Source organism: Streptomyces atriruber (assembly GCF_001418325.1).
Taxonomy (GTDB): Bacteria; Actinomycetota; Actinomycetes; order Streptomycetales; family Streptomycetaceae; genus Streptomyces; species Streptomyces atriruber.
The window spans coordinates 1-25627 of sequence record NZ_LIPN01000353.1 but is presented as its reverse complement, the minus strand read 5'-3'; the positions used below and the strand labels follow the sequence as shown (position 1 = coordinate 25627).

Below are 25627 nucleotides of genomic sequence, written 5' to 3'. Positions count from 1 at the left end.
CCTAGAGACCCGCGCGGGCCGTGAACAGCGACCTCAGGTGGGCCAGGCTCCGCTCCGCCGCCGGACGCAGAGCCGGGGCCACGGCCCGGGCATCCGACCGCAGCCGGTCGACGGCGTCGGGGCCGAGGGCCTCCGTGGCCTCGTCGACGAAGGACGGCTCGGCGAGCCAGTCGTCCAGGAGGGCGGGGGTGACCTCCAGATGGAACTGCAGCCCCCAGGCCGCGGGTCCGGCGCGGAACGCCTGGCACTCGGTGGTGTCGGTGCGGGCCAGCACCTGGGCACCGGGGCCGGGCACGATGCGGTCGCCGTGCCAGTGGAGCACGGCGGGCGCGTCGGCCAGCGGGCCGAGAACGGGGTCGTCGCGGTCGACGTCACGCAGCGGGGACCAGCCGAGCTCGCTGCCGTGGCCGAGCTCGGCGCCGGTCCTGACGGCCAGGCCCAGGGCGCGGGCGAGGAGTTGCGCCCCCAGACACACGCCCAGGGTCGGCACCCCGGCCCGCACCGCGTCGACCAGGAGGTCCCGCTCCAGCTTCAGCGCCGGGTGACCCGTCAGGTCGTCGGCGTTCATCGGGCCGCCCATGACGACGAGGCCCGCCAGGTCGCCGACGGCCGGCAGATCGTCCGCCGACACCCCGGGCACGTCCAGCACATTTCGTACGTCCACGTGGAGACCGCTGCCGTCCAGCGCGTCCAGGATGAGGCCGGGCTTCTCGACCTCGACGTGCTGGAGGATGAGGACGGTGCGCGGGGGCGGCATGCGGGGATCTCCTGGCAGGCGGGGGAGGCATGGGATGACCGGATTCCACCCTAACGCAGCAGGTCAGAGGCCTGAGTAGTGGATCCCGACCTGGTCGGATCCACTCCGCGCGGCCCACCTCGCACGGTCCGCTCCGCGATTCCCCTCCGGTCCGGTCAGCGCGCCCCGTACACCCGTTGCGGCACCTCCGCCTCCGCGAGCAGCTTCAGCGCCGTCTCGCCCGCCTCCGACGGAGTCCACCGGGCCCCCTTGTCCGCGGTCGGGCCGGGGCGCCAGCCCTCCATGACGGTGATGCGGCCCGCCTCGGCCTCGAAGACCCGGCCCGTGACCCCCGCGGAGGCGGTGGAGCCGAGCCAGACGACCAGGGGGGAGACGTTCTCCGGGGCCATCGCGTCGAAGGCGCCGTCCTCGGGGGCCGCCATCGTGTCGGCGAAGGTCTGCTCCGTCATACGGGTGCGGGCGGCGGGCGCGACGGCGTTCACACGCACTCCGTAGGCACCGAGTTCCGCGGCGGCGACGAAGGTCAGGCCGAGGATTCCCGCCTTGGCCGCGCTGTAGTTGCCCTGCCCGACGCTGCCCAGGAGACCGGCTCCGGAGCTGGTGTTGACCACGCACGCGTGCGGAGTGCGGCCCGCCTTCGCCTCGGCACGCCAGTGCGCTCCCGCGTGCTTGAGGGGAAGGAAGTGTCCCTTGAGGTGGACGCGCATCACGGCGTCCCAGGCGTCCTCGTCGAGGTTGACCAGCATCCGGTCGCGCAGGAAGCCCGCGTTGTTGACCACGACGTCGAGGCGTCCGTACGTGTCGAGCGCGGTCCGCACCAGCGAGGCGGCGCCCTCGGAGGTCGCGATGTCGCCGCCGTGCGCGACGGCGTCACCGCCCGCCGCCCGGATCTCCTCGACGACCTCGTGGGCGGGCCCGCCGGAACCTCCCGATCCGTCGGGCCCCACGCCGAGGTCGTTGACCACGACCCGGGCGCCCTCGGCCGCGTACGCGAGCGCGTGCGCACGCCCCAGGCCTCGGCCCGCACCGGTGACGAGCACGACGCGGCCTTCGCAGAGCCCGGTCCCGGACCCGGACGCGGACGCGGACGTGGACCTGGCAGCTGACGTCATGGCAGAACTCCTCGATTGCGTTCAGTGGTTGACGGACGCCGCGGACAGGAACGCGGGGCGTTCACCGCCGCCGTGCAGCCGGAGCGCGGCACCGCTGATGTACCGGGCCCGGTCGGAGGCGAGGAAGACGCAGGCGTCGCCGACGTCGGAGGGGTCGGCGAGACGGCCCAGCGGGACGGTGCGCGCGACTTGGGCGATGCCCTCCTCGTCGCCGTAGTGGAGGGCCGCGCTCTCGGTGCGGGCCAGGCCGAGGACCACCGTGTTGACGCGCACGGCCGGAGCCCACTCGACGGCCATGGTCCCGGCGAGGTTCTCCAGGCCCGCCTTGGCCGCTCCATACGCTCCGCTGCCGGGCGAGGGCCGGGTCCCGCTCACGCTGCCGATCATGGTGATGCTGCCCCCGGCCTCCTGACCGCGCATCACTTCATAGGCGCCCAGGGAGGCGTGGAGCGGGGCGAGCAGGTTCAGTTCGATGATCTTCGCCTGGCGGGCCGGAGCGGATTCGGCGAGCAGTCCGAACGGCGTGCCGCCCGCGTTGTTCACCAGGGTGTCCACCGCCCCGTAGTCGGCGGCGATTTGACCGAAGAAGTCGGTGACGGCTGCCGCGTCGCGCAGGTCGAGCGGCCTGAACTCGGCGGTCCCGCCCGGCCCTTCGACGGGCTTGTCCGGTGGCCTGCGGGCGCAGATCACGACCCGCGCCCCCGCGGCGAGGAAGCTCCGGGCGATTCCGGCACCGACGCCGCGGGTGCCGCCGGTCACGACGACCACCTGTCGTGTGTCAGTCATCGCTGCTACCTTTCCAACTAACAAATGTTTGGTTGAAGGCGTGTGGTTGAAAGGTAGCGGATCGTCTGATGTCTGTCTCCACCTCCGCCCCGGACAAGGGCATCGCCGTCGTCACCGTCGACTACCCACCCGTCAACGCCCTCCCGGTGCAGGGTTGGTACGACCTGGCGGCCGCGGTCCGCGCCGCGGGCCGCGCCCCCGAGACGCGCTGCGTCGTCCTCGCCGCCGAGGGCCGGGGGTTCAACGCGGGCGTGGACATCAAGGAGATGCAGCGCGACACCGGCCACACCGCGCTGATCGGCGCCAACCGGGGGTGCTACGAAGCGTTTTCGGCGGTGTACGAATGCGAGGTGCCCGTCGTGGCGGCCGTGCACGGCTTCTGTCTGGGCGGCGGCATCGGCCTCGTGGGGAACGCGGACGCGATCGTGGCGAGCGAGGACGCCACCTTCGGCCTGCCCGAGCTGGACCGGGGCGCGCTCGGCGCGGCCACGCACCTGGCGCGTCTCGTGCCGCAGCACCTGATGCGCGCCCTGTACTACACCTCGCGCACCGCGACGGCCGCCGACCTGCATGCGCACGGCTCCGTATGGCAGGTCGTGCCCCGCGCGGAACTGCGCAGGGCCGCAATGGAGTTGGCGGGTGAGATCGCCCGCAAGGACGGCACACTGCTGCGTTTCGCGAAGGCGGCGATCAACGGCATCGACCCCGTAGACGTGCACCGCAGCTACCGCTTCGAGCAGGGCTTCACCTTCGAGGCGAACCTGAGCGGCCTGGCCGACCGGATCCGCGACGACTTCGGGCAGCAAGGGACGCAAGGGAAGGGCAGGGCATGACCCACGAGACAGACACGACCCGCAGGACCGACACGACCGGCACGACCCACAGGACCGACAAGCAGATGACGCCCGACGAGATCGTGGGGCGCCTGGAGAGCGGCATGACGCTCGGCATCGGTGGCTGGGGCTCGCGCCGCAAGCCGATGGCGCTGGTGCGCGCCCTGCTGCGCTCCGACGTCACGGACCTGACCGTCGTCTCGTACGGCGGCCCGGACATCGGCCTGCTCGCCGCGGCCGGCCGGATCCGCAAACTGGTCACGGCCTTCACGACCCTCGACACGATCCCCCTGGAGCCGCACTTCCGGGCGGCACGCGAGCGGGCGGACCTCGAACTCGTCGAGCTGGACGAGGCGATGTTCATGCAGGGCCTCACCGCGGGCGTCCAGCGGCTCCCGTTCCTGCCGATCCGTGCGGGCCTCGGCTCCGACGTCCTGCGGGTCAACCCCCGGCTGCGCACGGTCACTTCGCCGTACGAGGACGAGGAGGAGCTCGTCGCCGTGCCCGCCCTGCGGATGGACGCGGCCCTGGTGCACATGAACCGCGCCGACCGCTTCGGCAACGGCCAGTACCTGGGCCCCGACCCCTACTTCGACGACCTGTTCTGCGAGGCCGCCGACGCCGCGTACGTCTCCTGCGAACGCATCGTCGACTCCGCCGAGCTCACCGCCCACGCCGTGCCCCAGACGATGCTGGTGTCCCGGCACGCGGTGACGGGCGTGACCGAGACGCCCGGCGGCGCGCACTTCACCTCCTGCGTGCCCGACTACGGCCGCGACGAGCCCTTCCAGAAGGCCTACGTGACGGCGGCGGCCGACCCGGACGCCTGGGAGGCCTTCCGCGCCCGCTTCCTCACCGGCACCGAGCAGGAGTACCAACTCGCCGTCCAGGCCTGGCACAAGGAGCAGCGATGACGTCGACCACCGAGCGGACCACCACCCGCGCCGAGTACTGCGTGATCGCCTGCGCGGAGGCCTGGCGGGCCGACGGCGAGATCCTGGCCTCCCCCATGGGCACGGTCCCGTCCATCGCGGCGCGCCTCGCCAAGCTGACCTTCTCCCCCGACCTGCTGCTCACGGACGGCGAGGCCCTGCTCATCGGCGATGTCCCCGCGGTCGGCGCGGCGTCGGCGGTGACCGAGGGCTGGCTGCCGTACCGCAAGCACCTGACGATGGTCATGGGCGGCAAGCGGCACGTAATGATGGGCGCCAGTCAGATCGACCGCTTCGGCAACCAGAACATCTCGTGCATCGGCGACTGGGCGCGCCCCAAACGCCAGCTGCTCGGCGTGCGCGGCGCCCCGGTCAACACCCTCAACAATCCGGTGAGTTACTGGATCCCGAGGCACTCAGCGCGCGTGTTCGTCGAGAAGGTCGACATGATCAGCGGTGTCGGATACGACAGCGCGGCCGCGGCCGGGCCCTCCGCGACCCGCTTCCACGATCTCCGCCGCGTCGTCTCCGACCTCGGTGTCTTCGACTTCGGAACGCCCGATCACGCGATGCGCGTGGTGTCCCTGCACCCGGGCGTGACGCTCGACCAGGTGCGCGAGGCCACCGGGTTCCCCCTGGCCGTGCCGGACGGCGGCGTCCCGTACACCCGTGAGCCGACCGCCGAGGAACTGCGGCTGATCCGGGACGTCGTGGACCCGGGCGGCCTGCGCGACCGCGAGGTGCGCCCGTGACACCCACCCTGCGGACGGCACTGACCGAGCTGACCGGCGTCCGGCACCCGATCGTGCAGACCGGCATGGGCTGGGTCGCGGGCCCCCGCCTGGTGTCCGCGACCGCGAACGCCGGGGCGCTCGGCATCCTGGCCTCCGCGACCATGACGGTCGAACAGCTCCGTGCGGCCGTCCGCGAGGTGAAGTCCCGTACGGCAGCGCCCTTCGGGGTCAACCTGCGGGCCGACGCGGGCGATGCGCGGGACCGGGTCCGGGTCATCATCGACGAAGGGGTGCGGGTGGCGTCGTTCGCCCTCGCGCCGTCCCGGGAACTGATCGCCGAGCTCAAGGACGCGGGCGTGGTGGTCATCCCGTCGATCGGCGCGCGACGGCACGCGGAGAAGGTCGCCGCATGGGGTGTGGACGCCGTGCTCGTGCAGGGCGGCGAGGGCGGCGGTCACACGGGCGAGGTCGCCACCACGGTGCTGCTGCCGCAGGTCGTCGACGCGGTGGACATCCCCGTGATCGCGGCGGGCGGCTTCTACGACGGCCGCGGTCTGGTCGCCGCCCTCGCCTACGGCGCGGCGGGCGTGGCCATGGGCACCCGCTTCCTGCTCACCTCGGACTCGACGGTGCCGGACGCGGTCAAGGCCCGCTATCTGGCGGCGTCGGTCAAGGACGTCACGGTCACGACGCGCGTGGACGGCCTCCCGCACCGGATGCTGCGCACGGAGCTGGTGGCGGACCTGGAGAAGTCGGGCAGGGTCGCGTCGTTGACGCGCGCGGTTCGGCACGCGGCGGCGTTCCGGAGGATCTCCGGGATGGGCTGGCGGCAGATGGCACGCGACGGCCTGGCGATGCGGCACGGCAAGGACCTGACGTGGAGCCAGGTGCTCCTGGCGGCGAACACGCCCATGATGCTCAGGTCGGCGATGGTGGACGGACGCCCGGAGGCGGGCGTCATGGCCTCCGGCCAGGTGACGGGCTTGATAGACGACCTGCCGTCGTGCGCGGAGCTGGTGGAACGCGTCATGGCGGAGGCAACAAAGACCCTGGACCACCTGCACGCAGAACCAGAACCAGAACCCGGGCCAGGATTCAGCCCGTCCGGCGATTGAGGACCAGGGCCCAGATTCAGCCCGCCCGCCAACCGAGAACCCGGGCCAGGATTCAGCCCGTCCGGCGATTGAGGACCGGGGTCCGGGGCAGAGCCCCGAGGCGGCACCCCGGCGCCGGGCGCCAAAGCACACCGCCCAAGGTCCAGGGGCCGGCCTCAGCGGTGAACCAGCCCCAGATGATCCAACGCCCGATCCACGAGCCCGTCCGCCCCGCACGTCCGCGCCAGCGTCAGACCCCGTTCCAGCTCCGGCACGGAGTCCGCCGCGATGCCGTACTCGACGCGGGCGACGGCGTGTTCGTACGCGCAGGGAGAGGCCTCCAGATACGAGGCGGCCTTGTGGTACAGCGCGACCGCGCGCGTCCCCGTCTCCAGCGCGGCCGCGCACCGCAGCGCCTCACCGATCGCGGTGTCCGTGCCGAATCGCTCGGCCTGCCTGCGGGCGTCCGAGACGAGGTGCGCCGCCCGCCTGGGGTCCTCGTGGGCCAGCGCGCGGGCGAGGTCGTACGCCCACGGCGCGAGGACGGTGTTGTACTGGCCGCGGGCGGTCAACGCCTTTGCCGTGGCCTCGAGTTCGTTGAGCCCGTCCTTCGTGCGCCCGAGGGCGAGCAGGAGGCGGCCCCGTACGGACGGCGCGTCGGGTACGTAGATCGTGGACGCGGAGGGCGGCGCGAAGCCGTACTGATCGGCGACGGCGCCCGCCTCCGTGACGTGCCCGCGGGCCAGCAGGGTGTCGATGAGCATGCTGGCCGCCTCCCAGTGCATGGGCAGGCCCTGGCCGACGCGGTCGGCGAGGCGCAGGCTCTCGCGCAGCGAACGCTCGGCGTCCATCAGCCGTCCGCGCCTGCGGTACACATAGCCGAGGAAGGCGTGCGAGAGGGCGAGGTGTCCGCCGCTCCAGCCCGCGGTCTCGTAGGCCCGCACGGCCTCGGTGAACAGGCTCTCGGCGCGGTCGAGACGGTCCGAGAAGGCGTACGACCCGCCGAGCATCAGGCGGAGCTCGAAGCTCCATTCCGTGTCGGTCCAGCCGAGTCCGGGCGCGAGGCGGCCGTTCACGAGGGCGCGGTCGCAGAGCTCGACGACCAGTTCGGCGCTCTCGCCGCGGGTCATGGCGTCGAAGGCCCGCAGGATCAGCAGGGCGCGCTCGGCGTTGTCGCGGCCCGCGAGGGGTCCGGCGAGCGCGGCGAGCCGCCGCGACCGTCCGGGCGAGTCCTCCTCGCCCGCGTGGATGCCCTCCCACATGTAGTGCACGGCTTGCAGGCGCAGCCGCGCGGGCCCCTGTTCGAGCCTGCCCGCCTCCTCGGCGATGGCCCGCAGGCCCTCTTCCAACTGGTCGTTGTGGACGAAGGCCTGTGACAGGCGGCAGACCGCGTCGACGCGCAGGTCCTGGTCGAGGCCGCGCATCGAGAGGGCCTCGCGCAGGTGCCTGATGGTGGTGGCGGGCGAGGTCAGCATGGTGGCGCAGCCGAGTTCGTAGAGCACGCGGGCGTGGATCTCGGGCAGCGGCGGCTCGCGCAGGGCCCGCTCCAGACAGCGGCGTGCCGCGTCGGGTGCGCCGACGGCGAGGTGTTCGGCGGCGGCCTCGCGGAGCTGCTCGACGAGTTCGGGGTCGTCGTCAGGGTGGACTTCGAGGAGGTGCGGGGAGGCTGCCGCGGCGCCCCTGCCGTCGTGCGTGATGACCGCGGCGGCCACGCCGTGCATCGCGGTGCGGGTGGCCGCGGGGATGGAGCGGTAGACGGTGCTGGCGATCAGGGGGTGGACGAACTCCAGGCCCTCGTCACCGCTGCCCAGGATGCGCGCCGTGCACAGGCGCTCCGCGCAGCGTTCGGCGCTGTCGCGCGTCATGCCGGCGAGTGATCCTGCCAGGTCGACGGAGATGGCGCTGCCGAGGATGGCGGCGGCCCAGGCGAAGCGGGTGGCGTCGGTGCCGAGACCTTCGAGGCGGGCGACGAGGCCGCGGCCGCGGGCCGTGCGGTTGAGGGCGCGCAGCTCGTCGGCGGAGCTCTCGACCGGTTCGAGTTCGCTGTCCTGCACCTTGGCGAGGAGCTCGACCGATTCGTACGGATTGCCACCGGTGACCGCCCAGACCTCGCGGCAGAACGGGGCGTCGGCGTGCTCGCCGACCGTCGCGCGGGTCAGGCCCGCCGCGGCGTCCGGGGTGAGGGCGCGCAGGGTGCTGAACGAGCGGGCCTCCGCGGCGACCGACGCCAGGTGGCGTGCGCTGTCCCCGGAGGCCTCGCCGGGCCTGCGGGCGACCACGACGAGCACGGGCAGCTCGTCCAGGCGCTGGGCGAACGCCGACAGCCAGTGCAGGGTTTCCTGGTCGGCCCAGTGCGCGTCGTCGATGAGAAGGACGAGGGGCCAGTGCAGGCGTGAGAGTCGGGAGACCGCTTCGACGAGGCCGTCGCAGACGCCCTGTGGGTCGGCCTGGCGTCCGCCGGGCTCGGCTATGCCGAGGGCGGGGCCCGCGATGTCGTAGCAGTCGCCGAAGTAGTCGCGGGCCTCGTCGGGGGTGAGGTGGACGAGTGCGGGCTGCAGCAGTTGCCGCACGACGTTGAAGGGGACGGAGGTGACCGTCTCGCCGCCCCGGGCGGACCAGACCGTGGCGCGGCCCTCCGCCATGCGGCGCACTTCGTTGAGGAGCGCCGTCTTGCCGATGCCGGCCTCGCCGCTGAAAGCGAGCAGGCCGCCCGTCGTCGTCGAGTCCGCACAGAGTTCGTCGACGGCCTGGGCCACCGCGGCGAGTTCGACGTCACGCTCCCACAGCGGGGCCCAGGCGGCTCCTCCGGGCCGTCCCTGCGTCATCGCGCTACCTCCCGGGGTCGCTCAATCGACGTACAGAAGTCGAGACTAGCCGGGTCGGGACCGCCATGGAGCGCGGTCGGGGCAGGTACTCCCGCATCGAGTGAGGAAGAGGCCGCTCCGGGGGCGGTCCGTGCGTGTCGCCGGGTCCTTCAGAGGCGTTCGACGATGGTCACGTTGGCCTGGCCGCCGCCCTCGCACATCGTCTGGAGCCCGAACCTGCCGCCGGTGCGCTCCAGTTCGTGCAGGAGGGTCGTCATCAGCTTGACGCCGGTGGCGCCGAGGGGGTGGCCGAGTGCGATCGCACCGCCGTTGACGTTGACTTTCTCCGGGTCGGCGCCGGTCTCCCGGAGCCAGGCCAGGGCGACCGGGGCGAACGCCTCGTTGATCTCCACGAGGTCGATGTCGGCGATGTTCATGCCGGTCTTCTTGAGGGCGTGCGCGGTGGCGGGGATGGGCGCGGAGAGCATCCGGATGGGGTCCTCGCCGCGTACGGAGAGGTGGTGGACGCGGGCGCGGGGGGTCAACCCGTGTTCCCGTACGGCCCGTTCGCTCGCGATGAGCAGGGCCGCCGCGCCGTCGGAGACCTGCGAGGAGCAGGCGGCGGTGATCGTTCCGTCGTCGAGGACGGGCTTGAGGCCCGCCATCTTCTCCAGGGTGGTGTCGCGCCGGGGGCCCTCGTCGGTGGTGACGTCTCCGTAGGCGACGATTTCGCGGTCGAAGCGGCCCTCGTCGATGGCACGGACGGCCCGCCGGTGCGAGCGGAGCGCGAACTCCTCCATGTCACGGCGGGATATGCCCCACTTCTCGGCGATCAACTGGGCGCCGTGGAACTGGTTCACGGGCAGGTCGCCGTACCGGGCGCGCCAGCCCTCGCTGCCCGCGTAGGGGCCCTGGGTGAGGCCGAGGGGCTCGGCGGCCTGCCGGGAGGCGAAGGCGATGGGGATCATCGACATGTTCTGGGTGCCGCCCGCGACGACGAGGTCCTGGGTGCCGGACAGGACGCCCTGCGCGGCGAAGTGCAGGGCCTGCTGGGACGATCCGCACTGCCGGTCGATCGTCACGCCGGGCACCTCTTCGGGGAGTCCGGCCGCCAGCCAGCTGGTGCGGGCGATGTCGCCGGCCTGCGGTCCGACCGTGTCCAGGCAGCCGAAGACGACGTCCTCGACGGCGGCGGGGTCGACTCCGCTGCGCTCGACGACCGCTTTGAGCACATGGGCGCCCAGGTCGGCGGGGTGGACCCGGGAGAGCCCTCCCTTGCGCCTGCCGACGGGGGTGCGGACCGCTTCGACGATGTAGGCCTCGGCCATGACTGCGTACTCCTCGGTCGTGGCGCGCCGTGCGACGACGCGCCTGCTACGTGCGTACGGAGATGCCGTCCAGGACCATCGACAGGTACTGGCGGGCGATCTCCTCGGGGCTGTGGCCGCCGCCGGGGCGGTACCAGGACGCGGCGACCCAGACGGTGTCGCGCACGAAGCGGTAGGCGAGGCGGACGTCCAGGTCGTCGCGGAAGACGCCTTCCGCGACGCCGCGCTCCAGGGTCGTCAGCCAGGTCTTCTCGAAGCGCTGCTGCGATTCCGCCAGGTACTGGAAGCGCTGCTGGGCGACGAGGTGCCTGGACTCCTTCTGGTAGATCGCGACGGCGGCGCGGTGCCGGTCGATCTCCCGGAAGGACTCGGTGACGAGGGCTTCGAGCGTGGCGCGGGGGTCGAGCTGGGCCCGGAGCACGCTGTCGTACCCGTCCCACAGCTCGGTGAGGAAGGTGCGGAGGATCTCTTCGAGCATCGACTCCTTGGAGTCGAAGTGGTAGTAGAGGCTGCCGGCGAGCATGCCGGCGGCGTCGGCGATCTTGCGGACCGTGGTCGCGTTGTACCCCTGCTCCGCGAAGACGTCGGCGGCGATGCCGAGCAGTTCGCGGCGGCGCTCGGGCGAGGGGCTCACCTGGGACTTCTTCTTGCCTGCGGGCTGTTTCGCACTGCCGACGGACTGTTTCGCACCGCCGACGGGCTGCTTCGGGTTGCTGGAGTGCTGCTTCGGATTCGACACACGGTCATTCTCCGCCTAGGCGTGCTGGCTGCTGACCGAGACCGTCTCGCCCGTCATGTACGAGGAGTAGCCGCTGGCCAGGAAGACGATGACGTTGGCGATCTCCCAGGGCTCGGCGTGGCGCCCGAACGCCTCGCGCGCGGTGAGCTCTTCGAGGAGCTCGGGCGAGGTGACCTTCGCGAGGTGGGGGTGCAGGGCGAGGCTCGGCGAGACCGCGTTGACCCGGATGCCGTGGGGAGCCGCTTCGATGGCCGCGCAGCGCGTGAGGGCCATGACGCCCGCCTTCGCCGCGGCGTAGTGCGCCTGGCCCGCCTGGGCGCGCCAGCCGAGCACCGAGGCGTTGTTCACGATCGCGCCGCCCCGGCCGGCGGCCCGCATGCGGCGCAGGGCGGCGCGGGTGGAGCGGAAGGTGCCGTTCAGCGTGACGTCGACGACCTTGTCCCACTGCTCGTCGGTCATCTCGGTGAGCTCGGCGGTGCCGCCGAGACCGGCGTTGTTCACCACCACGTCGAGGTGACCGTGGCGCCGCTCCGCCAGGTCGAACAGCGCCTCGATCTGCGCCGCGTCCGTGACGTCGCAGGGGATGCCGTCGATCCGGTCGGCGCCGAACTCCTCGGCGAGCGCGGCCACCGACTCCTTGGTGCGCCGGGCGTGGGCGTCGCCGATGACGATCCGTGCGCCCTCCTCCAGGAAGCGGCGTGCGGTGGCGCCGCCGATGCCCGCTCCGGCGGCTGCCGTGATCACGGCGGTGCGGCCCGCGAGCAGGTCGTGTGCGGGCACATAGGCGGGTGCGTGCACGGGCGGCCCCCGATTCCGGTCTCGGACCCTCGACTGCGTACGCCCTTCAGGCTAATCTACCAAACACTTGTTAGGGAAGGGCTGGTGGGCCACGGATGGACCTCGAATTCACCCCGGAGGAAGCGGAGTTCAGGCAGCGGGCGCGCGACTGGCTCGCCGCGCACGTGCCGCCCCGCCCGCTGCCTTCACTGGAGACCGCGGAGGGTTTCACGGCCCATCGCGCGTGGGAGCGGGAGCTCGCGGCCGACCGCTGGTCGGTGGTGTCCTGGCCCGAGGAGTACGGCGGACAGGGCGCCGACATCGTCAAGTGGCTGGTGTTCGAGGAGGAGTACTACGCGGCGGGGGCACCCGGCCGCGTCTCGCAGAACGGCATCAACCTCCTCGCGCCCACCCTCTTCGACTTCGGCACCGAGGAGCAGCGCGCACGGGTGCTGCCCGCCATGGCGACGGGCGAGGTGATCTGGGCCCAGGCCTGGTCGGAGCCCGAGTCCGGCTCCGACCTGGCGTCCCTGCGCTCCACCGCCCGGCGCACGGACGGGGGTTGGCTGCTCAGCGGCCAGAAGACGTGGTCGTCGCGGGCCGCGTTCGCGGACCGTGCGTTCGGCCTGTTCCGCAGCGGGCCGGGCGAGCCGCACGGGACCGCCGCGGACCGTCCGGCGAAGCCGCACCACGGCCTGACGTACCTGATGTTCCCGCTCGACGCGGACGGGGTGACGGTCCGTCCCGTCGGGCGCCTGGACGGCAAGCCCGCCTTCGCCGAGCTCTTCCTGGACGACGTCTTCGTGCCGGACGAGGACGTGATCGGTGAGCCGGGGCAGGGCTGGCGGATCGCCATGTCCACCACGGGCAACGAACGCGGCCTGACGCTGCGCTCCCCCGGCCGCTTCCTCGCCGCCGCGGACCGGCTGGTGCGGCAGTGGCGCGCCCGGACCGACACGGCCGACACGGCGCTGCGCGACCGGGTCGCCGACGCCGTCATCGGGGCCCGTGCCTACGAGTTGTTCACCTGGGCCAACGCCTCGCGGTTCACGGCCGGCGGGACGATCGGCGCCGAGTCCAGCCTGAACAAGGTCTTCTGGTCGGAGTACGACATCGCACTGCACGAGACGGCACTCGACCTGCTCGGCCCGGACGGCGAGCTGCTCGACGGCTCCCCCGCGGACGGCCCCGACTGGACGGAGGGGTACGTGTTCTCGCTCGCCGGTCCCATCTACGCGGGCACGAACGAGATCCAGCGCGACATCATCGCCGAGCGGCTGCTCGGCCTGCCGAAGGGACGCCGCTGATGAGGTTCCTCCTCGACGACGAGCAGCGGGAGTTCGCGCGGTCCCTGGACGCGATGCTGACGGCGGCGGACACGGTGGCGGCCGCGCGCGCGTGGGGCGCCGGCGAGCACGGGCCGGGGCGGGCCGTGTGGGCGCGGCTCGCGGACGCGGGCGTCTTCGCGCTGCCGGTCCCGGAGGAGTACGAGGGCGTGGGGCCGTTGTCCGTGGAGACGGCCGTCGCCTTCGTGGAGCTGGGGCGGCACGCAGTGCCGGGACCGGTCGTCGAAACGGTGGCGGCCGCCGTACTCCTGGCCCAGCTGGCCGAGGCGGGCGAGCGGGAGCCTGCCAAGCGCTTCCTGCCCTCGCTGGCGTCGGGCGCCGCGAGCGCGACGCTGACGTTGCCGCAGAGCGGTCCGCTCGCGCTGGACGCGGACGCCGCGGACCTGGTCCTGACCGCGGTCGACGGTGAGCTGCGGCTCGCCCCCGGGCACGCCCGCGTGCGCCGGTCCCTGGACCCCGCGCGGCGCCTCGCCGCCCCGCTGCCCGGCGGGGAGCTGCTCGCCTCGGGGCCCGCCGTCACCGCGGCGGCGCGGCACGCGACCGCCTGGGCGGCGCTCGCCACGGCCGCGCAGTCGCTGGGCGTCGGCCTCGCGCTTCTCGACAGGACCGTCGCGTACGCGAAGCAGCGCGCCCAGTTCGGGGCGCCGATCGGGACGTTCCAGGCCGTGAAGCACCGGCTCGCGGATGTGCTGGTGCGCCTGGAGTTCACGCGGCCGCTGGTGTTCGGCGCCGCGACGACCCTGGCGCCGGGCGATGTCGCCGCGGCCAAGGTGTCGGCGGGCGAGTCCGCGTACGGGGCGGCCCGTGCCGCGCTCCAACTGCACGGGGCGATCGGGTACACGGCGGAGTTCGACCTGTCCCTGTGGCTCACCAAGGCGCGGGCGCTGCGGGGCGCCTGGGGGGATCCGGGGGTGTGGCGGGAGCGGGTCCTCGCGGCGCGCGAGTGACGCGCCCGCGCGTGCGTGCGCCCCAGCGCCGGGCGCAGCGGCACCGGCACGCGCTGCACCCCGTGCCGCGTTTACGGGAACACGAGTCGCCCGCGGCCCCCGGGATGCAATGATCAAGCTCATTGGTGTGCCGACCGAGAAGGAGGCCCCACGTGCGCGTGATCGGGCTCATGTCAGGGACCTCGTACGACGCGATCGACGCGGCAGCCGCCGATCTGACGCTCGACAGCGACCGTCTGACGCTCACCCCCCTCGGGCTGATCAGCAGGGGGTACGACGAAGGGCTGCGCGCCGGGCTCGCGGCCGCGCTGCCGCCCGCCGCCACCTCCCTCGCCGAGGTCTGCCGCCTGGACACGGCCATCGGGCGGGCGTTCGCCGCCGCCGCGGTCGAGGCGGACCGCGAGCTGTGCGACGGGCGGGCCGAGCTGGTCGCCTCGCACGGGCAGACCGTCTACCACTGGGTGGAGGGCGGCCAGGTGCACGGCACGCTGCAGATCGGGCAGCCCGCATGGATCGCCGAGGCGACCGGCCTGCCGGTGGTCTCCGACTTCCGCCCCCGCGACATCGCGGCGGGCGGCCAGGGCGCGCCCCTGGTCAGCCTGGTGGACCGGATGTGGCTGCGCGGCAGGCCCGGCACTCCCGCCGCGCTGAACCTCGGCGGCATCGCCAACATCACCGCGGCCGACGGCACCGCCTTCGACACGGGACCCGCCAACGCCCTCGTGGACGCCGCGGTGCACGAGGCGACGGACGGCCGCCTCGCGTACGACCTGGACGGCGAACTGGCCGCCCGCGGCACGGTCGACGAGGGACTCCTCAACCGCCTCCTGGACGAGCCCTACTACGCCCTGCCCGCGCCGAAGACGACGGGCAAGGAACTCTTCCACCTGCCGTATCTGCGTACGGCGTTGAAGGGGTACGAGGCACTGCCCGCCGAGGACGTCGTCGCCACCCTCACCCGCCTCACCGCCCGCACGGTCGCCGATGCGGTCCGCTCGGTGGGGGCCTCCGAGGTCATCGCCTCCGGTGGCGGGACGCAGAATCCGGTACTGATGGGCTTCCTGCGCGCGGAGTTGGGCGACGGACTACCGCTGCGCACCTCCGGCGAGCTGGGCCTGCCCTCCGCCGCGAAGGAGGCGTACGCCTTCGCCGTGCTCGGTTTCCTGACCCTGCACGGGCTTCCCGGCACCGTCCCCGCGAGCACGGGCGCCCGGCACGCCAGCGTGCTGGGCTCCATCACTCCGGGAGGGCCGGGGACGCAGTGGCCGCGGATGCCGGAGGGGGCCCCGGGGCCGGTGCGACTCGTCGTCAACGGCCATGAGAACGCGGGCCGGTAACGCGCCGACCCGCGGGGCCGGTCCAGGACCGGTGGAGAGGGCCGGATTGAGGCGGCCCCTCTCATCCGCCTTTCACGCGGGGCTCATACGCTGACGGCCATGACCCAGATGACTCCCCCGGGCTGGTACCCCGACCCCGGCCGGACCGCCGACGGTCCTCCCACCGAGCGCTGGTGGGACGGGACCGCGTGGACGGACCAGGTGCGTGCGGCAGGCGGCACCGCGGCACACCCGACCCAGCCGGTCTTTCCGGCGTACCCCGGCCAGCCCCCGGCCCCCGCCCCGCGCCGCAAGCTGCGCGTGGCGATAGCCGCGGGCGTGGTCCTCGTCGTCCTGGCCGGCATAGGCGGGGGCGTGTACGCCCTCACCTCGGACGACGACGGTGACGGCGGCGGCTCCGCGGTCAAGGAGCCGTCGGCCGGGGTCCCGCAGGACCCGGGCTCCCCGGAGTCGCCCCGGGCGCCCCGTTCGCCGGGCGCGCCCGACCCGCAGGCCCCGGAGCAGGAACCGGGCTTCGCCAGTGACGTGGTGAACGGGATCAAGATTCCCGTGCCGGACGGCTGGCAGGGCGGGAGCACGCAGTACGGCGCCGGGGTGCAGACGGACCCGATCCCCTGCCCCGGCAACGAGAAGGAACAGTGCACCCGCGGCAGCGCCTTCTCGCAGTCGGCCGAGCAGCTGAAGATCGACGCCGGGACGCCGGAGGCGGCGGCCAAGGCGGACATCAAGAAGAACGCCGAGGCCGGATACGGCGGCAAGACCTACGGCAAGATCACCTCGCACAAGGTGCTGGCCTCCGAGTCCGTCACCGTGGCGGGGCAGAAGGGCTACTACGTCCGCTGGAAGGCCGTCACGGAGAAGAGCGACGACGGCTACGTCGAGTCGCTCGCCTTCCCGTCCCCCGCCGACAAGTCGAAGATCGTCATCGTCCGCATGGGCATCGACGTCAACGACAAGGCCCCGTCGCAGTCCTCCATGGACCGGATCGCGAAGGGCATCAAGGCCGGTCCCGTCGGCGAGAGCGGCGGCGGAAACGGGCAGGACGTGTAGCTCCGCACACAGCGGGGCCGGGCGGGGTTCCTCGCCGCTCAGGAGGAACACCGCCCGGCCCGGGGGTGCGCGCCGCCCCCGTCCCCACGGTGCGGCGCGGGCGGGCCCGGTTCCCGTCATCCAACGGATCCGGGCCCACGATCAGGTGAGGCCCAGTGCGGGGAGCACACAGGCCTCCACGAAGCGGGTCACGTACTCCTCGTCGGCGTACGCCCCCTCCAGGATCGGCCGGGCGCGCAGCACGCCGAACAGCTGCACCGAGAGGAACTCCACCGCCGGGTGTCCCTCGGCGATCTCGCCGCGCTCGACGCCTCGCCGGATGATCGCGGCCATGGCCTGCAGCTCCGGCTCCACCAGCGTCTCGCGCAGCACCCGCTGCAGGTCCGCGTCCTGCAGGACCGCGTGGCTGAGCGCCTGGACCAGCATCGTGTCGCGCCCCGACTGCTCGCCTGCCGCGCGGGCCGCCTCGCGCAGGTCCCCGGCGAGGCTGCCGGTGTCGATGCCCGCGAACCGCACACAGCGATTGGCACGCAGCGCGGCGGCCACGAACTGGGGCTTGGTCTTCCACTGGCGGTAGAGCGTGGACTTGCTGCAGCGCGTGCGCGCGGCCACGCCTTCCATGGTCAGCGCCTCGTACCCGCACTGGCGGAGCTGGTCGAGGACGGCGTCGTAGAACTCCTGCTCACGCTCCGGCGTGATCTTCGAGCGGTTCGACGTCGACGTCATGACTCTTCTCCTGGGTACGGCGGCCGGCCTGCGCGGTCGGCACCTTTCGATACGCCAGTGTACCGGTACGCCTCCGTATCGGTACACTGGCGTATCGATGAGTGGGGCGATCCCTCGCTCAGCACCGCACTACCCAGTCATCACGCAAAGGGGCCGGGGGATGGAATCCCGAACCGAGCCTGCCGAACGGGAGCCGGACATAACCGTCCGACCGCCCCTCGTCCGCGAGCTCCTCCTCGTCGTAGGACTCTTCCTCGTCTACAAATTCGGCAGGCGGCTCGCCAACGGCCACACCGGCGAGGCCTTCGACAACGCGCACGGCGTGTGGGACGCCGAGCGCGCCCTGCACCTGCCCGGCGAGGGCGCCGTGCAGGACGCCCTGCTCAGCAGCGAGACGCTGATCCACGTCGCGAACACGTACTACGCGACCGTGCACTTCCCGGCGACCCTGCTGTTCCTGGTCTGGCTGTACGTGCGCAGGCCCCGGCACTACGTATGGACGCGCCGCGTGCTCGCCGCGCTCACCGCCGCCGCGCTCGTGCTGCACCTCGGCTTCCCGCTCGCTCCCCCGCGGATGCTGGACGCCGCGCACCTCGTGGACACGGCGCAGGTGTACGGACCCTCGGTGTACGCGGCAAAGCCCGCGACCGACACCATGGCGAACCAGTTCGCCGCCATGCCCTCCCTGCACTTCGGCTGGGCGCTGATGCTCGCCGTCGGCATGATCGTCGCCACCTCGTCGCGGTGGCGCTGGCTGTGGCTGCTGCACCCCTTGCTGACCCTGCTCGTGGTGGTGGGCACCGCCAACCACTACTGGCTCGACGCGATCGCGGCGGCCGCGCTCCTCGGCATCGCGCTCGTGGTGATCCGCCTGCCGCGCCCCGGCCGCTCGCGGGTGGTGCGCCGATCGGCGCCCGCACCGGAACTGATCACCTCGGGGGCGGGCCGATGAGCGCCACACTGCTCGCCGTCGCCCTCTCCCTCGTCTCCGCGGCCGCGTACGCCGCCGCGGCGGTCGCCCAGGAACGGCTCGCCTCGCGCGTCCACGAGGGCGAGAGCGGGATCCTGCGGATGCTCGGCAGCGGCGCCTGGTGGTCCTCCGTCGGACTCAACGCCTCCGCGGCGCTGCTGCACGTGGCGGCCCTGAAGTACGGCCCGCTCACCCTGGTCCAGCCGCTCGGCGCCCTCACCCTCGTCGCCGCCGTGCCGCTCGGCGCCCGGCTCGCGGGCCGCCGCGTGACCCGCCTGGAGTGGCGCGGCACGGGACTCACCCTCATCGGTCTCGGCGCCCTCCTGCTGACCGCCTCGGGACCGGCCCCGGACGACACCCTGACGGTGCCGGAAGCGCTGGTCGTGGCCGCCGCGACGATGGCTGTCATCGGGGTGCTCTCGCGGCCCGGCACACGGCCGGGGCTGCGGCACGCGACCGCGTCCGGCTTCGCCTCCGGGGTGGCGTCGGCGCTCACGCAGACGGTGACGGTCGCCGTGACGGACCGGTCGGGCCCGTTGTTCAGCCCGCAGGTCGTGATCGTGGCGGTGCTGGTCGCGGCGTTCGCCGCCGGTGGCCTGCTGCTCTCCCAGACCGCCTACCGCGGCGGCCTCGGCGCCCCGCTCGCCGTGGTGACGCTCGCCAACCCCGTGGCGGCATCCGTCATCGGCGTGGCGCTGCTCGGCGAGCGGCTCCAGGGCGGGGTCGGCGGGATCCTCCTCGCCGTGGCGGGCGCGGCGGTGGCGGCGTACGGAGTGGTGGTGCTCACCCGGTCGCCGCGCGAGGCCGCGCCGGAGTTCCTGCCGTCGATCCCGGGCCAGCCCGTGGAACCGCCGGCGCTGCACCTGACGCGGCCGTAGCGCCCGTACGGCACGGGGGGGGGCGGTCGGCCGACCCGTACCCGTACCCGTACGGGACGGGGTCGGTCAGCCGAAGCCGCGGGCGTCCTGCTTCAGGGCCGTGTCGACGGTCAGGGCCGTCGCGACCACGAGGCTCAGGAGCGGCTCGGGCAGCTGGTAGTGGATCTGCAGGACGTAGTTGTCCGCCGTCGTGAACATCGTCTTGGCGAGGCCTTCCCAGGTCTTCGTGATCCGGGCGACCTCGTTGTCCGCGTGGTCGACGATCGAGAAGTTCCAGGCGCGCCAGTTCTCCGCCTTGATCGCGCCGACCTGCTGGCCGTTCACCATCATGCCGAAGTTGATCTTGCCGATCATGTTCTGCTGGACGATCTCGCCGATGGGCTGGCCGTCCGCGCGCTCGACGATGACCCGCGACTTCATGAACTTGCGGGGGCGGGTCAGCATCATCTGCGGCTGGCCGTAGGCGTCGCGGATCTCCAGCTTGTGCGTCATGAACTGGTCGACGCTGGAGACGAAGCGGGCGACCTTCTTCAGCGTGCTCTGGCCGACCTGGACGACCGAGCCGAGCGTGTTGCCCGACTGGTCCATGACGCTGTACTCGTTCGTCAGCTCGATGAGCTTGGCCTTCTGGTTCACGACCAGGACCGGCTCCGTGAACAGCGTGCCGCCGCCCTGCGCGGACGGCGCGACGCCGGCCTGCTGCTGCACCTGGCGCTGCACCTTGGCCGGGTCGGCCGCGGGCGCGGCCTGCGGGGCCGCCTGCGGCTGGCCGAACTGCCCCTGCAGCGCGTGCGTCTGCGGCTGGCCGAACTGGCCCTGCTGCTGGGCGGCCGGGGCCTGCGCCTGCTGCGGGACCTGCTGGGCCTGGGCCTGGGCCTGGGCCTGGGCCTGCTGGGCCTGGGCCTGCTGCTGGCCGCCCTGCGGGGCCGGGTTGGTGTGGTCCGTCCACTGGGAGCCGTCCCACCAGCGCAGCAGCTGGGGCGCGCCGTGCGGGTCCGGGTACCAGCCTGCAGGAGTGTTCGAATGCGTTGTCACCCGGGTGACCCTACCCCCCGCGTATGGGCCGCCCGCCAGTCCCTTGCGCCGTTGTGACCTCCGACTCACCCACGGCACCGGCACGCTCAGAAGGCGACCTCCACCGCCAGGGCGCCCTCCGCCTCCCGCAGCTCCACCGCGCCGATCCTGCCCGCCGCCCGCACGTCGCCCTCGGCCGACGCGAAGCGGTCCAGGACCGCGCGCGGTGCCGTGACCGTCGCCCCGGCGACCTCCGCACGCATCGACAGACGCGCCCGCGACTTGGCCCTGCGGACGGCGGCGATGGCCTCCGACGCCGTGGCCAGGACCTCCGCGTCGCCCGCGTACCGCCGCACCTCCGAGCCGCTCGGCCAGGCCGCGCGGTGGACCGAGCCCTCCTGCCACCACGACCGGACCTCCTCCGTGACGAACGGCAGGACCGGCGCGAACAGCCGCAGCAGGACGTCGAGCGCCGTGCGCAGCGCCGCCCGTGCGGACTCCGTGGCGGCCGCGTCGCCGTGGTCGCCGTACGCACGGGCCTTGACCAGTTCGACGTAGTCGTCGCAGAAGTGCCAGAAGAACTGTTCCGTGCGCTCCAGGGCGCGGGCGTAGTCGAAGGCCTCGAAGGCGGCGGTGGCCTCGTCGACCGTCGACGCCAGCGCGGCGAGGAGCGCCCGGTCCAGCGGCTGCGTGACGGCGGACTCCGGTGCCGCGTCGCCGAGGCTCAGGACGAACTTGCCGACGTTCAGCAGCTTCATGGCGAGACGGCGGCCGATCTTCATCTGGCCGACGTCGAACGCCGTGTCCGTGCCGGGGCGGCCGCTCGCCGCCCAGTAGCGGACCGCGTCCGAGCCGTACTGCTCCAGGAGGTGGCCGGGCGTGACCACGTTGCCCTTGGTCTTCGACATCTTCTTGCGGTCGGGGTCCAGGATCCAGCCGGAGATCGCCGCGTGCCGCCAGGGCAGCGCGTCGTGCCCGGTGTGGGCGCGCAGGACCGTGGCGAACAGCCAGGTGCGGATGATCTCGTGGGACTGGGGGCGCAGGTCCATGGGGAAGACCCGCGCGAACAGGTCGGGGTCGGAGCGCCACTTCCCGGCGATCTGCGGGGTGAGTGACGAGGTGGCCCAGGTGTCCATGACGTCCGGGTCGCCGGTGAAGCCGTGCGGCGCGCCGCGCTGCGCCGCCTCGTAGCCGGGCGGGGTGTCCGCGCTCGGGTCGACGGGCAGGGCGGACCGGTCCGGGACGAGGGGGCGGGCGTGGTCGGGCTGCCCGGCGGCGTCCAGCGGGTACCAGACGGGGATCGGCACGCCGAAGAACCGCTGGCGGCTGATCAGCCAGTCGCCGTTGAGGCCGCCGACCCAGTTCTCGTAGCGGACCAGCATGTGCGCCGGATGCCAGGTGAGCTCGGTTCCCCGGTCCAGGAGCCGTTCGCGCAGCGCGGCGTCCCGGCCGCCGTTGCGGACGTACCACTGGCGGGTGGTGACGATCTCCAGGGGCTTGTCGCCCTTCTCGAAGAACTTCACCGCGTGGGTGACGGGGCGCGGCTCGCCGACCAGGTCGCGGTCCTCGCGCAGCAGCTCGACGATGCGCTCGCGGGCGGTGTGCGCCGTGGCACCCGCCAGTTCCGCGTACGCCGCGACGGCCGCCGGGGTCTCGATGCCGGGCGGTGGATCGGCGAGGACCCGCCCGTCCCAGCCGATCACCGGCCGGGTGGCGAGCCGCAGCTCGCGCCACCACGTCACGTCGGTGGTGTCGCCGAACGTGCAGATCATGGCGAGGCCGGTGCCCTTGTCCGGCATCGCGAGGGGATGACGGACGACGGGGACCTCGACGCCGAAGAGCGGGGTGCGGACCGTCGTGCCGAACAGGTCCTGATAGCGCTCGTCGTCCGGGTGGGCGACCAATGCGACGCAGGCGGGCAGGAGTTCGGGCCGGGTGGTGTCGACCAGGACGGTGCGGCCGCTGTCGGCGCGGAAGGCGAGCCGGTGGTACGCGGAGGTCCGCTCCCTGTCCTCCAGCTCGGCCTGCGCGACCGCCGTACGGAAGGTGACGTCCCACAGGGTGGGCGCCTGCGCGACGTACGCGTCACCGCGTTCGAGGCTCTCCAGGAACGCGTGCTGCGAGGCGGCGCGGGCTTCGGCGTCGATGGTCTGGTAGCTGTGCGACCAGTCGACGGACAGGCCGAGGCGGCGCCACAGCTCCTCGAAGACCTTCTCGTCCTCGGCGGTGAGCCGCTCGCACAGCTCGATGAAGTTCCCCCGGGAGACGGGCAGCTGCCGCTTGCCGGGCTTCTCCGGCGGGGTGAAGTCCGGGTCGTACGGCAGAGCGGGGTCGCAGCGGACACCGAAGTGGTGCTGGACGCGGCGCTCCGTCGGCAGCCCGTTGTCGTCCCATCCCATGGGATAGAAGACTTCCTTGCCGCGCATGCGCTGGAAGCGGGCGATGGTGTCGGTGTGCGTGTACGAGAAGACGTGGCCGACGTGCAGCGAGCCGCTGACGGTGGGCGGCGGGGTGTCGATGGAGAAGACCTCGTCCCGGGTCTTCGAGCGGTCGAAGGCGAATACGCCCGACTCGTCCCATCGCCGAGACCACTTCTCTTCGAGCCCGTCGAGGACGGGCTTCTCGGGGGCGCCTGCACGGCGATGGGTGACTGCCATGCCTCTGGATGCTATCCACCGGCCCCGGCGCGGGGCCTCCCCTTTTCCGGCGCCGCTCCCGCCCGGGCGAGCGGGCGGGAGCGGCGCCGGAAGGAAGGGGCGCAGGTCAGACGGTGGCGATCGCCGGGTCGCTGACGCCCACCGCGCCGGTCTCCACGTGACCGGCGAACCGCCGCAGGAACCCGGCATCGGCGTCGGACTTCACCGTCAGGTCGTACCAGCGCTTGCTCGCCCGCAGGTCGACGGTGTGCTCCACGGAGGAACCGGCCTTGACCTTGAAGGTCTGACCCGCGCCGCCGTAGGCGTTGGTCACCGTCAGGTTCACATCGGCGCTGCCCGCGTTCTTCAGGGTCAGCTTGATGTTGCCCGTGGTGCCGTCGTGGCGGGCGATCACCTCGGGTCCTGCCTGCTTGCCGGGGCCCTTGAAGGTGCGCAGGAAGCCGTTGGGGCCGAAGACGGAGAGGTCGTAGGCGTCCTTGGAGTACTTCGAGTTCCAGGTGTCGGAGAGGGACTTGCCCGCCTCCGTGGTGTACGTCCAGGGGCCGTCGGTGCGGTTGGCGGAGCGCACGTGGAAGCAGACGCCCGCCTTGGCGCCGCCGCTGAACGTCAGCGTGAACTTTCCGGCGGCGGGGTCCGCGGCACCGTCCACCAGCGGGACGTACGGCAGCGCGCGGGCGGGCCGGGAGCCGGACTCCTGCTTGGGCAGCGCCGGGTTCGCGGGCGCCTTCGGCACGTAGTCGGGGTGGCGCTCCTTGTCCGGCGGCTCGTAGGCGGCCGTGTCGGGGAGCTTCGCCGGGTCGGTGTCCTTGCCGCTGAAGTCGAAGGCGGACGTGAGGTCGCCGCAGATCGCGCGGCGCCACGGCGAGATGTTGGGCTCCTTGACGCCGAAGCGCGTCTCCATGAACCGGATGATCGACGTGTGGTCGAAGACCTCGGAGTTCACGAAGCCGCCGGTGCTCCACGGCGAGACGACGATCATCGGGACGCGCTGGCCGAGGCCGTAGTGCCCGGCCGCGTAGCCCGCGCTGCCCGGGTAGTAGTCGAGCGTCGTGTCGACGGTGGACTTGCCCTGGTTGGCGTCCTTGGGCACGTACGGCGGGACGATGTGGTCGAAGTAGCCGTCGTTCTCGTCGTAGGTGATGAACAGCGCGGTCTTCGCCCACACCTCGGGGTTGGAGGTGAGTGCGTCCAGGACCTGCGCGATGTACCAGGCGCCGTAGTTCACGGGCCAGTTGGGGTGCTCGCAGAACGCCTCGGGGGCGGCGATGTAGGAGACCTGCGGGAGCTTGTCGGCCTTCACGTCGGCCTTGAGGAGGTCGAAGTAGCCGTCGCCCGCCTTGGCGTTGGTGCCGGTGCGGGCCTTGTCGTAGAGCGGGTCGCCGGCCTTGGCGTTGCGGTACTTGTTGAAGTAGAGGAGCGAGTTGTCGCCGTAGTTGCCGCGGTAGGCGTCGTCGATCCAGCCCCAGTGTCCGGCCGCGTCCAGACCGTCACCGATGTCCTGGTAGACCTTCCAGCTCACGCCCGCCTGCTCCAGGCGCTCGGCGTACGTCGTCCAGTCGTACCCCGCCTCCTGGTTGCCGAGGACCGGGCCGCCGCCCTTGCCGTCGTTGCCGACGTGGCCCGTGAGCATGTAGTAGCGGTTGGGGTCGGTCGCGCCCATGAACGAACAGTGGTAGTCGTCGCAGACCGTGAACGCGTCGGCGAGCGCGTAGTGGAACGGAATGTCGTTCCGCTCCAGATAGGCCATCGTCCGCTCGGACTTGGCGGGGATCCACTGGTCGTACGCGCCGTTGTTGAACGCCTTGTGGCCACCGGCCCAGTCGTGGTCGAGGCCCGCGATGAACTGCATGCCGAGGTTCTCGGCGTCCGGGTGGAAGGGCAGCACGTCCTTGCCGCCGTTCGGCTGCTGCCAGACCGGCTTGCCGCCCGGCAGCGTCACCGGGCGCGGGTCGCCGAAGCCACGGACACCCTTCAGCTTGCCGAAGTAGTGGTCGAAAGAACGGTTCTCCTGCATGAGCACCACGACGTGCTCGACGTCCTTGATGGTGCCGGACGCGCGCCTGGCGGGAAGGGACGCGGCGCGGGCGATGCTCTGGTTGAGCATGGCGAACGTCGCGGTGCCGCCGGCCAGCTGCATGAAGCGGCGCCGATTGAGTTCAGGCATGACTATTCCGACCTCGTGTTTTGTGGGGGACGCGAGCGGGGTGAAGTGTGCCAAGGGGAGCAAGCGATACGGAAGGGGCTGTGACGGGCGTGTGAAGAGAAGTCCAACCCCTCGTGGGCAGGACACAAGTCCCGGTCATTCAGGACGAAAGTCCCACATTTGACATATGGGAATACGCATGACTCACTTGGCCGTGCACCGATCAGTGGTGCGTTCTTCTCCGTCCCGCGATCGCAAGGAGGTGTTCGGGATGAGTCCCGAAGGAAGTCCTTGCGTCAGCGGTGATCTTCACTGAGGCATCCGCAACGAGGCTGCCCTCCGCAGCCGATGGCCGTCTTCCGTGACCGACGGCCCTCTTTCGTGGCCGATGACCTCTTTCCGAAGCCGATGGCTGCTTTCCACCGCTTCTGAGGCGCTTTCCGCCGCCGTTTCTCTTTCCTCGTCGCGCTGACCGCGCGGCGACAACTCCGTCCGCCGACGGCAATTCGCCCTCGGCACCCCGGTGATTTCTTCACCCCGCATTCACACATCCACGTCCTCGTGCCCGGGTCTGCCTCGTCATGCCCCGCACGGAGGGAGGTCTGCCATGAACAAGCTGATTCCCCAGGTACGCCTGGCCCCGCCAGGCGAGAACCCCCGCCC

21 protein-coding genes are annotated in these 25627 nt (G+C 72.3%); 10 read left to right on the top strand and 11 right to left on the bottom strand.

The window, feature by feature from the left end:
* Position 1 precedes the first annotated feature (1 nt).
* From AOK03_RS31275 to AOK03_RS31265, 3 genes are all read right to left on the bottom strand, one after another.
* Entirely contained in the window at positions 2 to 757 is a 756-nt protein-coding gene (locus tag AOK03_RS31275; RefSeq protein WP_055568737.1) for a type 1 glutamine amidotransferase, read from the bottom strand.
* A 155-nt stretch (positions 758 to 912) separates the two neighbouring features.
* Entirely contained in the window at positions 913 to 1869 is a 957-nt protein-coding gene (locus AOK03_RS31270) for an SDR family oxidoreductase (protein WP_055568736.1), read from the bottom strand.
* Positions 1870 to 1890: 21 nt separating this feature from the next.
* Positions 1891 to 2655 carry an SDR family oxidoreductase gene (locus AOK03_RS31265; RefSeq protein ID WP_055568735.1) on the bottom strand — a complete coding sequence of 255 codons (765 nt, stop codon included), beginning with the start codon at positions 2653 to 2655 and terminating at the stop codon, positions 1891 to 1893.
* A 68-nt stretch (positions 2656 to 2723) separates the two neighbouring features.
* Between AOK03_RS31265 and AOK03_RS31260 the strand changes: the two genes are divergently transcribed.
* The 4 genes from AOK03_RS31260 to AOK03_RS31245 are packed head-to-tail and all read left to right on the top strand — an operon-like array spanning position 2724 to position 6269.
* Positions 2724 to 3488 carry an enoyl-CoA hydratase family protein gene (locus AOK03_RS31260; protein ID WP_055568734.1) on the top strand — a complete coding sequence of 255 codons (765 nt, stop codon included), beginning with the start codon at positions 2724 to 2726 and terminating at the stop codon, positions 3486 to 3488.
* A complete protein-coding gene (locus AOK03_RS31255; RefSeq protein ID WP_244177821.1) occupies positions 3485 to 4402 on the top strand; it encodes a CoA transferase subunit A in 918 nt (305 codons plus the stop codon). Before AOK03_RS31260 ends, AOK03_RS31255 begins: the two co-directional genes overlap by 4 nt.
* Entirely contained in the window at positions 4399 to 5172 is a 774-nt protein-coding gene (locus tag AOK03_RS31250; RefSeq protein ID WP_055568733.1) for a CoA-transferase subunit beta, read from the top strand. Before AOK03_RS31255 ends, AOK03_RS31250 begins: the two co-directional genes overlap by 4 nt.
* Positions 5173 to 5180: 8 nt before the next feature.
* Entirely contained in the window at positions 5181 to 6269 is a 1089-nt protein-coding gene (locus AOK03_RS31245) for an NAD(P)H-dependent flavin oxidoreductase (RefSeq protein WP_055568751.1), read from the top strand.
* Positions 6270 to 6424: 155 nt separating this feature from the next.
* Here the strand turns inward: AOK03_RS31245 and AOK03_RS31240 are convergent, their stop codons facing one another.
* The 4 genes from AOK03_RS31240 to AOK03_RS31225 form a co-directional block, all read right to left on the bottom strand.
* Positions 6425 to 9073, bottom strand: coding sequence for an ATP-binding protein (locus AOK03_RS31240; protein ID WP_055568732.1), 2649 nt, complete (start codon positions 9071 to 9073; stop codon positions 6425 to 6427).
* A 149-nt stretch (positions 9074 to 9222) separates the two neighbouring features.
* A complete protein-coding gene (locus tag AOK03_RS31235) occupies positions 9223 to 10380 on the bottom strand; it encodes an acetyl-CoA C-acetyltransferase (RefSeq protein ID WP_055568731.1) in 1158 nt (385 codons plus the stop codon).
* A 46-nt stretch (positions 10381 to 10426) separates the two neighbouring features.
* Entirely contained in the window at positions 10427 to 11014 is a 588-nt protein-coding gene (locus AOK03_RS31230) for a TetR/AcrR family transcriptional regulator (RefSeq protein WP_055568750.1), read from the bottom strand.
* Positions 11015 to 11134: 120 nt separating this feature from the next.
* Positions 11135 to 11917 carry an SDR family oxidoreductase gene (locus tag AOK03_RS31225; RefSeq protein WP_055568730.1) on the bottom strand — a complete coding sequence of 261 codons (783 nt, stop codon included), beginning with the start codon at positions 11915 to 11917 and terminating at the stop codon, positions 11135 to 11137.
* Between the two features lie 95 nt (positions 11918 to 12012).
* Between AOK03_RS31225 and AOK03_RS31220 the strand changes: the two genes are divergently transcribed.
* The 4 genes from AOK03_RS31220 (at position 12013) to AOK03_RS31205 (ending at position 16576) form a co-directional block, all read left to right on the top strand.
* Positions 12013 to 13203 carry an acyl-CoA dehydrogenase family protein gene (locus AOK03_RS31220; protein WP_055568729.1) on the top strand — a complete coding sequence of 397 codons (1191 nt, stop codon included), beginning with the start codon at positions 12013 to 12015 and terminating at the stop codon, positions 13201 to 13203.
* Complete coding sequence (locus AOK03_RS31215) at positions 13203 to 14189, top strand: acyl-CoA dehydrogenase family protein (protein WP_055568728.1); 987 nt, start codon at positions 13203 to 13205, stop codon at positions 14187 to 14189. The genes AOK03_RS31220 and AOK03_RS31215 overlap by 1 nt, the downstream gene beginning before the upstream one ends.
* A 152-nt stretch (positions 14190 to 14341) precedes the next feature.
* Entirely contained in the window at positions 14342 to 15526 is a 1185-nt protein-coding gene (locus tag AOK03_RS31210) for an anhydro-N-acetylmuramic acid kinase (RefSeq protein WP_055568727.1), read from the top strand.
* Positions 15527 to 15625: 99 nt separating this feature from the next.
* Positions 15626 to 16576, top strand: a complete 951-nt coding sequence (locus tag AOK03_RS31205) for a DUF2510 domain-containing protein (RefSeq protein ID WP_055568726.1) — start codon at positions 15626 to 15628, stop codon at positions 16574 to 16576.
* A gap of 141 nt (positions 16577 to 16717) precedes the next feature.
* Here the strand turns inward: AOK03_RS31205 and AOK03_RS31200 are convergent, their stop codons facing one another.
* Positions 16718 to 17302 carry a TetR/AcrR family transcriptional regulator gene (locus AOK03_RS31200; protein WP_055568725.1) on the bottom strand — a complete coding sequence of 195 codons (585 nt, stop codon included), beginning with the start codon at positions 17300 to 17302 and terminating at the stop codon, positions 16718 to 16720.
* Positions 17303 to 17462: 160 nt separating this feature from the next.
* On the opposite strand from AOK03_RS31200, the gene AOK03_RS31195 reads away from it, so the two are divergent.
* Together AOK03_RS31195 and AOK03_RS31190 are read left to right on the top strand one after the other, a co-directional pair.
* The gene (locus AOK03_RS31195) at positions 17463 to 18254 is read left to right on the top strand and encodes a phosphatase PAP2 family protein (RefSeq protein ID WP_055568724.1); all 792 of its coding nucleotides are present in this window, start codon (positions 17463 to 17465) and stop codon (positions 18252 to 18254) included.
* Positions 18251 to 19150, top strand: a complete 900-nt coding sequence (locus AOK03_RS31190; RefSeq protein WP_167355658.1) for a DMT family transporter — start codon at positions 18251 to 18253, stop codon at positions 19148 to 19150. Before AOK03_RS31195 ends, AOK03_RS31190 begins: the two co-directional genes overlap by 4 nt.
* 66 nt (positions 19151 to 19216) lie before the next feature.
* On the opposite strand, the gene AOK03_RS31185 is transcribed toward AOK03_RS31190, so the two are convergent.
* The 3 genes from AOK03_RS31185 to AOK03_RS31175 all read right to left on the bottom strand — a co-directional run bounded on the left by AOK03_RS31185 (position 19217) and on the right by AOK03_RS31175 (position 24985).
* Complete coding sequence (locus AOK03_RS31185) at positions 19217 to 20185, bottom strand: LURP-one-related family protein (RefSeq protein WP_055568723.1); 969 nt, start codon at positions 20183 to 20185, stop codon at positions 19217 to 19219.
* A gap of 86 nt (positions 20186 to 20271) precedes the next feature.
* Complete coding sequence (gene valS / locus AOK03_RS31180) at positions 20272 to 22821, bottom strand: valine--tRNA ligase (RefSeq protein ID WP_055568722.1); 2550 nt, start codon at positions 22819 to 22821, stop codon at positions 20272 to 20274.
* Between the two features lie 106 nt (positions 22822 to 22927).
* Positions 22928 to 24985, bottom strand: coding sequence for a phosphocholine-specific phospholipase C (locus tag AOK03_RS31175; protein WP_055568721.1), 2058 nt, complete (start codon positions 24983 to 24985; stop codon positions 22928 to 22930).
* Between the last annotated feature and the right edge of the window lie 642 nt (positions 24986 to 25627).

Excerpts from the sequence above, each read along its gene's own strand:
- AOK03_RS31275 (WP_055568737.1), bottom strand. The coding sequence starts at position 757 with ATGCCGCCCCCGCGCACCGTCCTCATCCTCCAGCACGTCGAGGTCGAG.
- AOK03_RS31270 (WP_055568736.1), bottom strand. The coding sequence starts at position 1,869 with ATGACGTCAGCTGCCAGGTCCACGTCCGCGTCCGCGTCCGGGTCCGGG.
- AOK03_RS31265 (WP_055568735.1), bottom strand. The coding sequence starts at position 2,655 with ATGACTGACACACGACAGGTGGTCGTCGTGACCGGCGGCACCCGCGGC.
- AOK03_RS31260 (WP_055568734.1), top strand. The coding sequence starts at position 2,724 with ATGTCTGTCTCCACCTCCGCCCCGGACAAGGGCATCGCCGTCGTCACC.
- AOK03_RS31255 (WP_244177821.1), top strand. The coding sequence starts at position 3,485 with ATGACCCACGAGACAGACACGACCCGCAGGACCGACACGACCGGCACG.
- AOK03_RS31250 (WP_055568733.1), top strand. The coding sequence starts at position 4,399 with ATGACGTCGACCACCGAGCGGACCACCACCCGCGCCGAGTACTGCGTG.
- AOK03_RS31240 (WP_055568732.1), bottom strand. The coding sequence starts at position 9,073 with ATGACGCAGGGACGGCCCGGAGGAGCCGCCTGGGCCCCGCTGTGGGAG.
- AOK03_RS31235 (WP_055568731.1), bottom strand. The coding sequence starts at position 10,380 with ATGGCCGAGGCCTACATCGTCGAAGCGGTCCGCACCCCCGTCGGCAGG.
- AOK03_RS31220 (WP_055568729.1), top strand. The coding sequence starts at position 12,013 with ATGGACCTCGAATTCACCCCGGAGGAAGCGGAGTTCAGGCAGCGGGCG.
- AOK03_RS31215 (WP_055568728.1), top strand. The coding sequence starts at position 13,203 with ATGAGGTTCCTCCTCGACGACGAGCAGCGGGAGTTCGCGCGGTCCCTG.
- AOK03_RS31205 (WP_055568726.1), top strand. The coding sequence starts at position 15,626 with ATGACCCAGATGACTCCCCCGGGCTGGTACCCCGACCCCGGCCGGACC.
- AOK03_RS31200 (WP_055568725.1), bottom strand. The coding sequence starts at position 17,302 with ATGACGTCGACGTCGAACCGCTCGAAGATCACGCCGGAGCGTGAGCAG.
- AOK03_RS31195 (WP_055568724.1), top strand. The coding sequence starts at position 17,463 with ATGGAATCCCGAACCGAGCCTGCCGAACGGGAGCCGGACATAACCGTC.
- AOK03_RS31190 (WP_167355658.1), top strand. The coding sequence starts at position 18,251 with ATGAGCGCCACACTGCTCGCCGTCGCCCTCTCCCTCGTCTCCGCGGCC.
- valS (WP_055568722.1), bottom strand. The coding sequence starts at position 22,821 with ATGGCAGTCACCCATCGCCGTGCAGGCGCCCCCGAGAAGCCCGTCCTC.
- AOK03_RS31175 (WP_055568721.1), bottom strand. The coding sequence starts at position 24,985 with ATGCCTGAACTCAATCGGCGCCGCTTCATGCAGCTGGCCGGCGGCACC.